Consider the following 13,677-nt stretch of genomic DNA (forward strand, 5'->3'; position numbering starts at 1 on the left):
GTAATGAAAGAGGATCAATGAGCATTGAGTTCATAGGCATACTCCCTTTTTACTTCCTGTTTTTCCTATTGCTTTGGCAAGTTGTTGCTTCGGGCTATGCGGTGCTCAGTTTGAAATCAGCTGCGAATGACGGGGCTCAAGTGTATGCATTGACAGGCAGTGAGGTCAAAGCGAGGGAAGCTGTAAACGAATCAATCGGCAATAGCAGTTTGCTCACAAATGCGACTGTCACCGTCTCATCAGGCGGAGACGGCCTATTCGACTTGAAGATTTCAGCAAAGCATCCTCTCGTGTTTATACCCGAAAAATGGAAGTCGACAATGTCGGTTGCGATTGATTCAAAGGCTGCAGGCAAGGTGATGCTCCAGTGAAGCATTTGAAAAATGAACGGGGCAACGGATTGGTGTATATGCTTTGGATTATGGTCGTATCGATTGCCATTTGCGTAATTGTGTTGAATGTCGCGAAAGTGTATGCTGTCAAGCAACAGGCAGCTAATGCAACACAACTTGCAGCGCTTGCCGGGACGTCTGTATTGGTGAATGCTGGGAAAGAGGCGGTAAAAGCGTTTGATCAACAATCGGACGCAGATGACGTGATATTGCAACTGGAGGTTGACGAGGGAAAATCTGTAAGCGTGCTTGTTGATGAAAAAGCTCAAGAATACCAATATCAGGGATTGACAAAAGATATTGCATACATCAATGCGATGAATGAAATCCTACCTCCAAGGATGGCAGCTTATAGCCTATTACATTCCCTAGTTAAGACGCATGTAGACGGGGTTGAAGATTCTTTTAAGCAGACGGTGCGCGACGTAGTTAAGGAAAACGGTGGCAACGAGGAACGGATTGAAGTTACCTTCACAACTGACTTCCGTGTAGAAGTGGAAGCAGACGTAACATATGAATCGATTACAGACAGCGCTGAGCAATACATCAAAAGCATGACAGATGAAGTGCCGCAAAAAGGCTATGGCCCTTCATTGGAATTTTTAAGAGGCGTGTCGACCGGCGGATGATAAAGATGAAGGAAAACCTACATTTTCCCTCATCTTTTTTATTTGCTAGTTAAACTTTATAACCATGCGACTTGCCGGAAGGGTCGGCATGCGGACAAGATCAATCGACAAATCCTGGTCTTCGACGACTGTATAATCAAGTTCATTTATAAGGAAGGAAAGACTCGCCTTCATAATCGCGACGGTTATATCCTCGCCTGGACAACGATGTCCCCGCGCAGGGTCTCCACCGCCTTGCGGAACAAAGTTATAAAGTGTCACTTTCTCCTCGAAAAAGCGCTCTGGCCTGAACACTTCAGGCTCCTTCCAACTCTTTGGATCGTGATTTGTACCGTACATATCGACGAGTACCGTATCGCCTTTCGTGAATTGGTATCCTTTCCATTCAAAATCATGGCGGGCCATCGCGCCTAGAAAAGGTGTAAAAGGGTAATAGCGTCGAACTTCCTGAGCAAACGCCTCTAAATAATTATCATCCGCTCCATTCAACCTCTCACGAAATTGTGGATATTCATGCAGGGCAAGGGCTTCAAAAACAATGAAACGGGCAACCGCCACAATCGGACGCAGGATGCTGATCAATTCGACCGCCGCAATTTGTGCATCCAGCAATTGCCCGTTCTCATCACGGTGAGTGGAGATGACTTCAAGCGCGTCATTGGCGCCAGTGACTGCCCCCAAACGGAACTCTTCGATGAGTGAACGGATCCAGTCCTCCGTCCGTTTCCGTGCATTCCGCCCTTCACGATATCTTGACCCGACACCACCGAACGCATCAATTAAAGCTCCTAAATCATAGGCCCTCTGGTACACTTCAGACTCTTTCAACGGCACACCTGCCCATAAACAAGCGACCTTGCATAGGACCTCCTCGGCTTCATCGAATAAAATGACATTCTGTCCGCTCTTCCATTGACTTGCTCGTAATCTCCATTGTTCTACCGTCAATTCATGTACTCGCTTTATTGCAGGCTCCGTCATAAGTGATAAAAACATCAATTTCCGAACTTGATGTGCCGTTCCATCTAGCGTCTGCACACCACCTTCCCCGAACAGCGATTTCTGAATTCGCTTCGGAACGGCTCCCGACCGTTGGAACCGCGAAGCATCATACATTAATTCCACTGCATCCGGACCTGTCATGCAAATCATCTTTTTCCCCATCAATCTCGTCTCAAAAATATCGCTTCCAAGTTCATCAAAGCGATTCCGCATAAAATGATACCCTTCCGTCAGTAAATCGAAAGTATGATCAAGGCCTTTATCCACTGGTATTGGCATCATATTCTCCAACTCCTGTCACATTGAGATACTTTGAGTATTCCCTGTTTCAAAATCATCTAACATAGGAGCGGAGTTATCCTTTATTCAACTTTCTCATAAATCCCTTCATCTACATAATAAAAGAAGTTTTCATCAGACATGAGCAGGCGCAATTCAGAATCGCCGTCAACGCTGTTTGCAGTACCGTAAATGAGCAATTGGCCGTTTTCAGGTGAGAAGAAGAAATTAGCATCCCCTTCTGGATTCCTATAATGGTCACCTTTGAATTTACTGCTGATTTCCTTAAGGTCTTCTTCATCCGCATCTACTGCTATAAATGTCAGCTTCTCATCGTAGTAACCGACCGTCATGCCTAGCGCAGGGTAGTAATGATATGTGTCTGCATCTCCCATTGGCTCTTCATCCAAGATTTCAGGAACTCCCCATATCGCCTCTGCGTCTGAAGGAGAATCGCCTAATGTCAGTCCATACACTACTAAATTGTCATCTTCCATATTAAAGATGGGCGGTTTATTTTCCGCCCCAATATTTTGGTAGGTGCCTTCTTCGCCTTGCACATCATCGTCCTGCACTTCTTCTTCAACGTCTAATTCATCTTCCTCGGTGATTGGCGTTTGTTCAGCTTTTTCTTTCGAGCATCCTGCAACAAGTAATATTGAAACTATTAATAAAAACCATAGCGCACGTTTCATTTATATACCCCCTTTCAATAATCATATAGGAGCCAGGCTCTAATAAGATTATCCAATACAACCGACGGCTTATCAAATAAAACTAAAAAGCAGCCCATCATTATTGGGCTGCAATGTCATTTCATTTCCAAATGGGTCCTTAGCTCGTTCTTCACATCTTCAAGCTCATCCGGATCCGTCATATAATACCAAATACCTTTCATTCGTTTTCCTTCGCCTTTTTCAAATCGAATCTGATCGACAGACTTTGCGGCATCCCGGTAATTTTTTTGTACGTCCACCATTTCATCGAACGTCATATTCGTACGTACATTTTTGCCAATTGCCTCAAAAATACTTTTATATTTCAACAAACTCGAGAGCTTCGCACCTTTTTGCAAGATTCCTTGAATCACTTGTTTTTGCCTGTCTTGCCGACCGAAATCTCCTCGAGGGTCATCCATTCGCATGCGGACAAAAGCGAGTGCTTCCTCTCCGTTTAACAAAAGTTCACCTTTCGGAAATGAATGCTCATCGACGCTGAAATCGAGCGAATTCGAGACAGAAACTCCACCGACAGCATCAATGATTTCCTTAAAGCTTTCCATATTCACTTGAACGACATAGTCAATTGGAATGTCGAGAAAATGCTCTACAGTGGCTAATGACATTTCGATGCCGCCAAAGGCGTAAGCGTGATTCAGTTTATCATCGAACCCCATTCCGACAATCTCACTATATGTATCCCGCGGGATGCTCAGCATTTTCGTAGATTGAAGCGTTGGATTGACGGTCAGGACAATCATCGTGTCAGAACGTCCTTTGTCACCCTCTCTTTCATCCACACCTAATATGAGAACAGAGAAGGGGTCTTTCTCTTGAATGACGATTGGGTCCTCCCGTTTTTCGGAGAAGACACGCTCGATTGGCTCATGGATATCTTTCGCCGTTTCCGTCAGTTCATTCACGAAAATCAGCGCATAGCAAACGATGCTGACAAAAAGAAGACAGACAATCCCTCCCATCCAAAATAAAAGCTTCCTATACGATTTTTTCTTAACTTCCGTCATTTTTCTCTCCCGCCGCTCTTTTAGAATAAATAAAGATGCTTCGTAGCAGTTTACGCAGAGAATAAAAGAAATAGACACTTGCGTTGTTATCGGAATATTAACTATATATATTGTAATCTGAAATATCGCTTGCTAGAATATGAATAGACAGTGAAAAGTAAAGGGGAGATTGTCCATGTTCATGACGGAAGTGTTGGGAGAATATGCAAAAAGTCAGCCGGACAAAGTTTTCATATCATATAATGGCAGAGAGTGGACGTATAGCGAGTTTTATGAGAAAGCGAAGAAAGTGGCGGGGCATTTCCAAGCGGAGGGGTATGGAAAAGGGGATATTATCGCTCTTTATGCGCTGAATTCCGATCTCTTTCTCGTCTGTTATTTCGGCATTCAATTGGGCGGGTTTACCGTCATGCCCGTCAATACGAAATTGGCCCCGAGAGAAGTGGAATACATTTACAACCATTCAGAGGCAAAAGCGATTATTTATGATAAAAGATTAGAAGACGTCGTTCAACAGTCGAAGCATCCATTCAAAGAAAAATTATCGATCCGGGAAGAAGGGGACATCGATCGATTGCTCGCAAGTGATGCGGAGGCGTTTAAGCCTGTAACATTGAATGGGGAAGATACAACAGTCGTCATGTATACGTCCGGGACGACAGGCAAGCCGAAAGGGGTTATGCTGACACATCAAAATATCATTTCGACTGCGGAAATTTGGTCGGAAGCAATGTCAATTACGGAAGCGGACAGGATGCTTATTTCAACGCCGTTATTCCATTGCGCAGCCTCCCATGTGTTCATGATTCCTGTAACGTATAAAGGTGGGACGGTCATTATCGAGGAGGCCTTTTCGCCGAAAGGAACACTTGATTTATTGCAAAAAACAGCCCCAACGATGTTTTTCGGTGTTCCGGCGATGTATACCATTATGTTGAACTTGCCGGAAATAAAACACTTGGACCTTTCATCATTACGGCTGTTCTGCTACGGAGCCGCGCCGATGCCGTATGAAATGGTGAAAAAGCTGAAAGAAACATTCCCGAATGTGAAAGTGCAAAATCTGTACGGCCAAACGGAGAACTCGCCGGCAGCTTCGACGTTGAAAGATCATTTGGCGCTAGACAAAATCGGCTCAGTCGGAGAAGCGTTGCCACAAACTGAAGTGCGGGTCGTCGATGAATTCGGAGAATCGCTTCCGACTGGTCAAGTCGGTGAAATTGTCATGCGCGGACCGCAAGTGATGAAAGGCTATTTAAAAGACGAGGAAGAAACGAAAAGGGCGATTAAAGATGGCTGGCTCTATACAGGAGATCTAGGCAAAATGGATGAAGACGGACTTCTCTATATCGTTGACCGAAAGAAAGATATGATCATCCGTGGTGGAGAAAACGTCTATCCTGTGGAAGTGGAAGAAGTGCTATATCAAATTCCAGGACTGTTCGAAGCAGCAGTTGTTGGCGTTCCTCATGAAGTGTTAGGCGAAGTGCCGAAAGCATACGTCGTTGTAAAAGAAGGAGCGACCCTCACTGAGGCCGACGTAATCAGCTATTGCTCAAACAATCTCGCAAAATATAAAGTCCCTGTAGAAATCGAAATCCTAGATGAACTCCCGAGGAACGCATCAGGAAAAGTGTTGAAGCATACGTTGCGTTCCAACGTACACTCAACAATATAATAGAGGAGCCCCTTTTTTGAGTCAGAAGGGGCTCCTCTTATTTCAAAAACGCATAAACGGTTGAATTGACGCATAAATGCTTCCAAAAACTCATAAACCTACAGAAAAGCTCATAAACGAAAAACTTCACGCATAAACGCTTCAATCCGCGCATAAACTTCCTAAACGACGCATAAACGCCTAGAAATCCGCATAAGAGCCCCATCTAATTCGTTACATTCCATTCAATTTATCCACGAAATCCTTCAAACTCATATGCGAATGGACTCGCTGCCGATTCAATGCATAAATCGAATCGCCACGGTGGACATTGCCTTCCTCGATCGTGAAAGCGATGGAGATTCCAGCATCTTTCAAAGCTTGAACGGCTTGAGGGCTGTTTTTTCCGTATGGATAGGCATGCGCTCGCACTTTATGGCCGCTCAATATTTGTTCAATCGTATCATTTGCCTCCTGCAAGTCAGCACCGATGGAATAGCGGGATTCCGATTGCATATAGCTCAAGCCGGTACGCGAATTAAACATATGGAAAGAATGTGTATGATTTTCATAGGAATATACGTCTGTTGTCCTTTGCAAATCATATTCGGAAACCATTCCCGGCTTGCCGATTCTGCTTGTGATTAGAAAAGAAGTCGCCTGTAGTCCATTTCGCTTCAAGATTGGGTAACCCAATTCGATTGTTGACTCATAGCCGTCGTCAAATGTAATGAGAACTGACTTTTCGGGGAGATTGATCTTGCCTTGCACCCATAATTCCAATTGCCTCGGCGTAATTGTTGTCCAATTGTTCTTTTTCAAATAGGTCATCTGCTCTTCGAAGTTCTTCACTTCAAGAACGGATACATTATCGCTCAGTTTGACTCTCGTCAAATCATGGTACATAAGCACAGGGATGCCGGAGTCAATCTCGATATCTTTCTTTTCAATATAGGCCGTCTTTCCACCGAAATTGATCGGATAATAATTGCCTTGAGCCCGTTGAAGTTGGATGGTCAGATTCGGCTGCAACTGTCCGATTGTTTTTGCTTTTTTGTTAGGTGAGTTCAAAATCGGGACATGCTTTTTCGTAATTGCCCGGACCGGATAGGCACCTTTCAAAGAACCATAGCTATCTTTGACGGCCTTCGCACGCTTCTTTGAGAACATTACTTCATCTCCGCCGATAACCGTGTGATAATAACGATCCGTTTCCTTCACGATGGAAGTGGAAGTGCCTTTCATGAAAACTGCGACTTTTTGTGATTGGTTATAAACAGGTGTCGTTTCTGTGATGTTGACGGTCTGAACGCTTCCCGCTTCTGGCAATAATGGAAATGCCAGCACGAATAGAAGCGTCAACCAAAAAACTTTCTTCAAAATTCTTACTCCCTTTCATTTCCCGCCCCGATGATGAACATGGAAAAACCTTTATGAACAAGTTGTCTTGTCCACAAAGGTTTCATGCACAATCAACTAGGTACAATATTCACAGTCCGTGCTGCACCGATCCGTTTTCCATCACGGCCATATGCAAGGAACTGTCTTTCTCTATAAAATTGAATATCTTCCATTTCATTAATTCCACGGATAAATCGATAATTGTTCTGTCCTCGATGTACCAATTCATAATCCATACCCTATCGTCGATTCAAATCGGACGATAACTTTTGCAATTTCTCCGCAAGCTTCGCGGATATCCGTCTCCATGAAAACATCGCTCGCTGTAATTTTCACGGATGGGGATACATAAAGTAGATCGGCATCTTTGTCGAATACGTATAACTGCTTGTGCTCTTATATGTATGATTCCGCCACTGCCAGTTCTCAAAAATTTTCTCCTCTTTTAATACCTTGTTTAATGATTTCGACGGTACACGGCGACACCTCCACGAATTTGATTAAGTAAATCTACTTAGTATATCGGACGGAAGCAGTAGGATGTTAGATGGAAAATTTTCTTTGTATGATCACTTACTGAATCTAATTAAAAACAGTATAATAGTAGGAACTCTATTCAGAAACGGGGAACATAACTTGTTAAGAATACAAATGCAACGCTTCATCATGCTGTTTGCCATTCTTTTTGTCATGCTGCCGCTCACGCAAGTTGCTGCAGCAGAACCGATTAACGAGATTCGGCAGCTTATTAAAAACTATTATATTGATGATGTTCCTGAAACGGTATTATCGAGAAGCACTGGAAAAGAGATTACAAATGGTCTGGATCCGCATTCCGATTACATGTCCAAGCAGGAATATGAAGCATTCATTAACGGAATCGAGCAACGTATCGTCGGGATCGGTGTCGTGCTGGAGGAAAGCGAAAACGGCATAAAGGTGATTTCGGTCATTACGGACGGCCCCGCTTTTAAGGCAGGTATTGTTCCGGGCGACGTCATTACCCATGTAGATGGAAAATCGCTGAAAGGGAAGTCGGTACAAGCGGCAGTGCCTTTGATCAGCGGAAAAGAAAACACGGATGTCACCCTTACAATTGAAAAAGAAAAATCGGAGAAGCCTATGAAAATGACGATTCGTCGGGCTGAAATCCATTTGCCGACGATTGAATCAGAAATGCTTGGTGGCAATATCGGCTACATCCGACTAAACAGTTTTGCCACCGAATCGAGCAGTGAAATGGAAAAAGCCATTCGATCCCTTGCCGGCGCTGACGGATTCATCGTTGACATCCGAAATAACGGCGGAGGCTATATTACCGCTGCACAGGAAATTGCGGGGTTCTTCCCGGGAGTGGAGCAAGCTTTTCAATTGCGTGAGAAAAACAAGAAGCCCACAATTTATCCGTCCGTGAATCAAAAACAGAAAATCGAAGGGCCTGTATCATTGCTTGTCAATGAATATAGTGCAAGTGCATCTGAAATGCTTGCGGTCAACTTGAAAGAGCAGAAGGCCGCTACACTGTATGGAGAAAACACTTACGGAAAAGGGACAATGCAATCGATGTTCGAATTCAACGATGGCAGTGTGTTGAAAATGACAACCGCCCGTTTTTATTCACCGCACGGCATTGCAGTGGATAAAGCCGGCGTCGCGCCACACGTCAAGACGCCTGAAAATGAAGAATTGACCACTGCACATTATGACCAGCTGCTAGCTACATTGAACGGCTATACGAAATTCCCTTCATTGGAAAATGTAAAGACGACGAAAAGATTCACGGTGACGATGACGAAGGAAATGGATTGGCGGCAACTCGGAAACCGATCGGTCCAGTTAATTGAAATCGGTGGAAAAGAGAGCAGTGTCCGTATTGAAGAGAAGGATGGTAAGACGATTGAAGTGATTCCTGAAGTACCATTGCTTTCCGGCAAAAAATATATGCTGATTATTCATCCGGCTTGGAGGGATAAGCTTGGAATTGGGATGAAGAAAGGGATCTATTTGGATGTGACAGTTAAATAAAAAGAGAGTGAGAGCTTGTCCGTTAATGAATGGATGGGCTCTCATTTTCATTATAGGGAGACTCTGTATCTCGCTTAGAGGAATGGATGGAACGACGCTTGATCTCTTTTTCCAGAAGGATAATGAACTGCGGGCAAAGATTGAGTGCAATCGCTTTTTTATACGAGTCCAAAAGAAAATCATCCGGTATACTGTACAATTTGGCTCTCCTCCTTGTCATCATATCGTTTCCGGTTGCATATCTTGAAGTTTGGCTGTTTTTACCTTATCAAATTTCAATTGTAAGAACAACCGTTCCGATATCCACAGTTGACCGTGGATAAGTTGTGGTTAACTTGTTTGTAAATTGCATAAGTCAAGCAGAGTAAGGTGGATAACGTGGACAAGGTTATCCACAGATATTGAAAAGCGCGAAAATTGTCGAAAGATTTTTCTGAAAGTACATATTTATGTGAAATCCTATTGATGTTCTGACGGAATTCACATAATATTATATAAAAACTAAAAAGGGAGTGGGAAAGTGTTTCAATTCGACACGCTTGGCCAGGAAATTGTAGAAGAGCTCTCCCACTTGATACAGGAACAAGTGATACTGACGGATCGCCGCGGTTTCATCCAAGCGAGCACCGATCCGGAAAGGATGAACCAATTCCATGAAGGCGCCTTATTAAGTTTGCGGGAAAAAAAGATTCTTCATATGACGGATAAGGAACTCAACCAGTTACAAGGTGTGCGAAAAGGCGTTGTCCTGCCGATTGTCATTGAAGGGAATCCGATTGCCGTACTCGGTATAACGGGGGATCCAAAGCATATCCATCCGCAGGCGCAGCTCATCTTGCGGGTTGCGGAGCTGTTCATCCAAGACGCCATGAAGCGAAAGCAGAAAGAGGAAAAAGTGCGCGACTTGGAGTTTTTCGTGTTTGACTGGCTCACCTCATCAAAGAAAGATATCCGGTTTCGTGAAAGGGGAGCTGTACTCGGCATCGATGTTGACATCTATATGCAGGTCGTCGTCATTGAGGTAATGAACACGGAAGACCAGTTTACAATAGACGAAGTGGATAGTTTCATGTCCAATCAAAACATCCATCCCGATCTGCAAATGATCAGATGGGGACAAAATAAGATTCTTATACTGTTGCCGGATATGAATCAGGACATGCTTAAAAGCGAACTTGAATATTTCCTTTTATCTATTAAGAGGAGAAAAAAGATAATCGCTGCGGCAGGAATCGGTGGAAAAACTGATTGCTTTAATCTATCGACATCGTTCATCCAAGCGGAAAGGGCGGCGAATGCTTCGAAAAAATTGAATCGAATTCTTTTTGAACACGAGCTCCGTTTTGAATTGATCCTACAAAGTATCGATGAATCGACCCGCGAGGAATTCATTCAGCGCACTGTTGCCCCGCTGCTCGAAGATAGGGAGCTCCTTCATAATCTCCAAGTTTGGTTCAATGAAAACCAATCGATGCAAAATACCGCTCAAAAATTGCATATCCATAAAAACACACTTTCATATCGCTTGCAAAAGGTCGAGCAACTCACCGGACTTTCCGTTTCGAATGTCCACGACGTTCTCCTCCTCTATCTAGGAATAAGATTGCTGGATGAAAGGAAGTAAAAGATCCCTTTTACAAATTCAAAGGGATCTTTTTTATATAGCTAAATATTCTACCCAGTATGTATTTTTTGTTTGTCCGAACAAAAAAATGTCGAATTATGAATGAAAGGTTGTGCATGCACCTATATCTTCCTAATCGTTGCACTATTAAAATTAAAAAAAGAATTAAAAATTTGAAGGAGGCTGCTTCATGGATGTGCAAGTGAAGGAGCAATTGATTGCCATTACTGGCAGTGCTCATGCAAGGACGACGACAGCGCAGAAATTGGCGTATTCCTATGATGCGACGGCTAACTTCCAAGCATTGCCCGACTTAGTCCTTTCTCCTGCTTCCATTGAGGAAATCCAAGAGATTGTGAAAGTTTGCAGCGAATACGGCGTGCCGATTGTCTCTCGTGGGTCTGGAACAAATCTTGCAGCGGGGACGACACCGACTTCAGGGGGGGTCGTTATTTTATTCCACCGGATGAATCGGATTTTGGAACTGGATGAAGAGAATTTGACGTTGACGGTCCAGCCAGGTGTCATCACGCAGGCAATAAATGAAAAGGTTGCGGAAAAAGGGTTGTTTTATCCTCCCGATCCGAGTTCGATGAGCATTTCGACAATCGGAGGGAATGTTAGCGAAAACTCCGGTGGCTTGCGAGGATTAAAATATGGCGTTACAAGGGATTACGTGAAGGCATTGAAGATCGTACTGCCAAGCGGTGAATTGCTTACGACGGGCGGCAAACTTGCGAAAGACGTGGCTGGCTACGATTTGACGAGCCTCTTTGTCGGTTCGGAAGGGACACTTGGAATTATTGTGGAGATTACATTAAGTCTTATACCTGAGCCAGAAACGAAAAAGACGTTATTAGTGTTTTACGACACACTTGAAGAGGCTGCACAGACGGTGTCATCGATTATAGCGGCAAAAATTGTGCCGGCGACGCTTGAGTTTATGGACCAAGGAACAATTGAAGCGGTTGAGGAGTTCATGAAAATCGGCTTGCCGACGAATTGCGAAGCAATGCTTCTTATTGAACAGGATGGGGATCCGGCAATCGTCGAAAGAGATATGGAACTCGTCCATAAATTGTGCATGGAGCACGGCGCGACGTCGACCCAAATGGCGCAAACGATGGAGGAGGCCGCGCAGTTGAGCATTGCTCGAAGGGTCGCTTTATCCGCGCTCGCGAGGAAGCGGCCGACTACAATTCTTGAAGATGCGACCGTACCTCGTTCTGAAATTGCGAAGATGGTGAAGGCAGTACAAGAAATCGCTGTGAAATACGATCTGCTTATCTGCACATTTGGACACGCGGGAGATGGCAATTTGCATCCGACGATTTTGACGGATGTGAGGGATGATGCAGAAATGGCTAGGGTGGAAATGGCGTTCGCGGAAATCTTCGACCACGCTATTAAACTTGGCGGAACGATTACAGGAGAACACGGAGTAGGGGAAATGAAAGCGCCATATTTGGAATGGAAAATCGGCAAGTCAGGAATTGACACGATGAAAAGCATAAAGCAGGCAATCGATCCTCTCAATATTATGAACCCGGGGAAAATATTCGCCAAGTCATCGAAGAAAAGGGTAGTGGTGCAGCATGAGTAACGCACAGGCGGAGCTGATCAGGCAATCATTCGTTACACATGTTGATGAAAACAGGTTGATGGACTGTATGCGCTGCGGCTTCTGTTTGCCGGCATGCCCGACATATATCCATTCCGACTATGATGAAACTCAGTCGCCACGCGGAAGGATTGCCCTTATGAAAGCGGTGCGAGACGGGAAAGTCGAATGGGATGGTTCCATAGAAGAGGCATTCGATCTTTGCCTCGGCTGCCGGGCGTGCGAACCTGCATGTCCCGCGGGTGTCCAATACGGAACACTTATCGAGGAAACACGCGAGGCAATTGTATCCGTCAAATCGCAATCATTAAAAGAAAAAGCAATCCGTAAAGGAGCATTCGACCATCTTTTCGCAGACCAGCGAAAGATGAAAACTGCAGTAAAACTGGTGACGTTCTATCAAAAATCGGGCTTGCAGAAAGTCGTGCGGAAGGTCGGTTTCATGGAGCTCTTTCCGCCGTTCATGAAAGATATGGAAAAGTCGCTGCCTGATCCGCCGAAAAAGCGACGAGTACAAGCTCTATCAACCGAAAAGAAAACGACGGTCGCCTTTTTCTCCGGTTGCCTCATGGATACGATGTTTCAAGAGACAAATCGGAATACGATTGACTTGTTGGAACGGCTTGGATGCGAAGTCATCATTCCGAAAGGTCAACAATGCTGCGGCGCCTTGCAAGGACATAGCGGCGAAATGGAACGGGCAAGGCGAAACGCAAAAGCGAATCTTGAAGCGTTCGATCTTAACGGTATTGACTACATCGTCAACAATGCTGGAGGGTGTGGTGCGTTTTTATCCGAGTATGACAGGCTGTTTGAAAATGAACCGGCGCTGCTCGCGTCGGCACAGCAATTCGTAGAAAAACAGATTGATATTTCCTCGCTGCTCGTAAAGCTTGGCATTATCGATGAACTTTTGAAGCAGCCAACGGTGGAAGCGACTGAAATCGTCACTTATCAAGATTCATGTCATTTGCGGAATGTGAATGGGGTGAAGGACGAGCCGAGGGAAATGCTGAAAGCAGCTAAAGGCAGTTTATTTGTGGAAATGCCCGGCGCGCATTTATGCTGCGGTTCCGCCGGTGTATATAATTTACTTCAACCAGAAATGGCTTCACGAATTCTCGGTTCGAAAATGGAAGAGGTGAAACGGGTTCAAGCAACGACAATCATTACGACGAATCCAGGATGTTTGCTGCAAATGAAAGTCGGCGTCGAAAGGGAAGGTTTGTCTGGAACTGCTCGCGCCATGCATGTTGTCGATTTTATTCATGAAAAAATAATGAGACCCAATGGAGGGAAATGA

13 protein-coding genes are annotated in these 13,677 nt (G+C 44.5%); 7 read left to right on the plus strand and 6 right to left on the minus strand.

The window, feature by feature from the left end:
- Positions 1-17 precede the first annotated feature (17 nt).
- Both AC0L13_RS04400 and AC0L13_RS04405 read left to right on the plus strand, forming a co-directional pair.
- Entirely contained in the window at positions 18-371 is a 354-nt protein-coding gene (locus tag AC0L13_RS04400; protein ID WP_473644360.1) for a pilus assembly protein, read from the plus strand.
- The gene (locus AC0L13_RS04405) at positions 368-1,021 is read left to right on the plus strand and encodes a Tad domain-containing protein (protein ID WP_473644362.1); all 654 of its coding nucleotides are present in this window, start codon (positions 368-370) and stop codon (positions 1,019-1,021) included. The genes AC0L13_RS04400 and AC0L13_RS04405 overlap by 4 nt, the downstream gene beginning before the upstream one ends.
- Positions 1,022-1,066: 45 nt before the next feature.
- Here AC0L13_RS04405 and AC0L13_RS04410 read toward each other — a convergent pair whose 3' ends face one another.
- The 3 genes from AC0L13_RS04410 to AC0L13_RS04420 all read right to left on the minus strand — a co-directional run bounded on the left by AC0L13_RS04410 (position 1,067) and on the right by AC0L13_RS04420 (position 4,046).
- A complete protein-coding gene (locus AC0L13_RS04410; RefSeq protein WP_473644364.1) occupies positions 1,067-2,305 on the minus strand; it encodes a cytochrome P450 in 1,239 nt (412 codons plus the stop codon).
- 80 nt (positions 2,306-2,385) lie between these two features.
- Entirely contained in the window at positions 2,386-2,997 is a 612-nt protein-coding gene (locus AC0L13_RS04415; RefSeq protein ID WP_473644366.1) for a hypothetical protein, read from the minus strand.
- 116 nt (positions 2,998-3,113) lie between these two features.
- The gene (locus AC0L13_RS04420; protein WP_473644367.1) at positions 3,114-4,046 is read right to left on the minus strand and encodes an LCP family glycopolymer transferase; all 933 of its coding nucleotides are present in this window, start codon (positions 4,044-4,046) and stop codon (positions 3,114-3,116) included.
- 175 nt (positions 4,047-4,221) lie between these two features.
- On the opposite strand from AC0L13_RS04420, the gene AC0L13_RS04425 reads away from it, so the two are divergent.
- Entirely contained in the window at positions 4,222-5,724 is a 1,503-nt protein-coding gene (locus tag AC0L13_RS04425; protein WP_473644369.1) for a class I adenylate-forming enzyme family protein, read from the plus strand.
- A 213-nt stretch (positions 5,725-5,937) separates the two neighbouring features.
- Here the strand turns inward: AC0L13_RS04425 and AC0L13_RS04430 are convergent, their stop codons facing one another.
- Together AC0L13_RS04430 and AC0L13_RS04435 are read right to left on the minus strand one after the other, a co-directional pair.
- Complete coding sequence (locus AC0L13_RS04430) at positions 5,938-7,083, minus strand: polysaccharide deacetylase family protein (protein ID WP_473644371.1); 1,146 nt, start codon at positions 7,081-7,083, stop codon at positions 5,938-5,940.
- Positions 7,084-7,192: 109 nt separating this feature from the next.
- Complete coding sequence (locus AC0L13_RS04435) at positions 7,193-7,333, minus strand: hypothetical protein (RefSeq protein WP_473644373.1); 141 nt, start codon at positions 7,331-7,333, stop codon at positions 7,193-7,195.
- Positions 7,334-7,740: 407 nt separating this feature from the next.
- Here AC0L13_RS04435 and AC0L13_RS04440 point away from each other — a divergent pair, with 407 nt between their 5' ends.
- Positions 7,741-9,129, plus strand: a complete 1,389-nt coding sequence (locus tag AC0L13_RS04440) for a S41 family peptidase (protein WP_473644375.1) — start codon at positions 7,741-7,743, stop codon at positions 9,127-9,129.
- A gap of 22 nt (positions 9,130-9,151) precedes the next feature.
- On the opposite strand, the gene sda is transcribed toward AC0L13_RS04440, so the two are convergent.
- Complete coding sequence (gene sda / locus AC0L13_RS04445) at positions 9,152-9,328, minus strand: sporulation histidine kinase inhibitor Sda (RefSeq protein WP_473644377.1); 177 nt, start codon at positions 9,326-9,328, stop codon at positions 9,152-9,154.
- Between the two features lie 321 nt (positions 9,329-9,649).
- Here sda and AC0L13_RS04450 point away from each other — a divergent pair, with 321 nt between their 5' ends.
- From AC0L13_RS04450 to AC0L13_RS04460, 3 genes are all read left to right on the plus strand, one after another.
- On the plus strand, positions 9,650-10,753 hold the full coding sequence (locus AC0L13_RS04450) for a CdaR family transcriptional regulator (RefSeq protein ID WP_473644379.1): 1,104 nt from the start codon (positions 9,650-9,652) through the stop codon (positions 10,751-10,753).
- 190 nt (positions 10,754-10,943) lie between these two features.
- Entirely contained in the window at positions 10,944-12,356 is a 1,413-nt protein-coding gene (locus AC0L13_RS04455; RefSeq protein WP_473644381.1) for an FAD-linked oxidase C-terminal domain-containing protein, read from the plus strand.
- Entirely contained in the window at positions 12,349-13,677 is a 1,329-nt protein-coding gene (locus AC0L13_RS04460; RefSeq protein WP_473644384.1) for a (Fe-S)-binding protein, read from the plus strand. The genes AC0L13_RS04455 and AC0L13_RS04460 overlap by 8 nt, the downstream gene beginning before the upstream one ends.

The sequence above is a fragment of the Sporosarcina sp. QA0331 genome, assembly GCF_055808055.1.